Annotated in this window: 2 protein-coding genes; both read right to left on the bottom strand. The window is 45.1% G+C overall.

Translation table 11 applies throughout. The annotated features are described in order from the left end of the window. Positions 1-65: 65 nt before the first annotated feature. Positions 66-599, bottom strand: a complete 534-nt coding sequence (rplF, locus tag A3735_RS23620) for a 50S ribosomal protein L6 (protein ID WP_068508542.1) — start codon at positions 597-599, stop codon at positions 66-68. Between the two features lie 9 nt (positions 600-608). After that, positions 609-844 (bottom strand): 30S ribosomal protein S8 (gene rpsH / locus A3735_RS23615; protein ID WP_156499872.1); only part of this gene is annotated, 236 nt, incomplete at its 5' end.

Genomic DNA, 844 nt, shown 5'->3' with positions numbered 1-844 from the left:
TAACTTAAAGCGAGTTTTTTTCGCTCTACGTAGTCTTGATTCTTTCTTAATGCTCATAGCTTCACCTATTTCTTCTTAGCTTCTTTGCGTCTGACATGTTCGTCAGCAAAGCGTACACCCTTACCTTTGTAAGGCTCTGGCGGACGGAAAGCACGAATTTCAGCAGCAACCTGACCTAGCAACTGTTTGTCAGCGCCTGACAAAACAATCTCGGTCTGTGATGGAGCTTCAGCTTTAATACCTTCAGGAAGCTCGTATTCGACTGGGTGAGAAAAACCCAATGACAGATTCAGTTTCTTGCCCTGCATCTGTACACGATAACCAACACCGATTAGCTGTAGCTTTTTCTGGAAGCCAGTACTTACACCAGTAACCATGTTGTTTACCAACGCGCGAGTCGTACCAGACATCGCTCGTGAGAACTTGCTGCCATTTTTAGCAGCAAATTTAATTTCTGAACCTTCCTGCGTTACAGTAACAACAGAATTAAGATCCAAAGATAAAGTGCCTTTACCGCCCTTTACTTCAATTTCTTGCTCAGTTAGCTTAACTTCTACACCGGAAGGAAGCTGAACTGGACTATTAGCAACCCTAGACATGCCCTTCTCCTAGAAAACTGTGCAGATTACTTCGCCACCAATGCCGGCATTACGCGCAGCTCGGTCGGTCATCACACCTTGCGAAGTTGAAATAATGGCAACACCCAAACCACCGCGAATGCTTGGCAGCTCGTCTTTACCTTTAAACTGGCGTAGACCTGGACGGCTAGCTCTCTTAATTTCTTCGATGACTGGCTTGCCTTCGAAATACTTAAGATCAACAGTTACCTGTGCTTTTACCTGAC

Source organism: Oleiphilus sp. HI0061, from assembly GCF_001635675.1.
The sequence above is the reverse complement of the archived record's forward strand: the minus strand, read 5'-3'. Positions and strand labels throughout refer to the sequence as shown.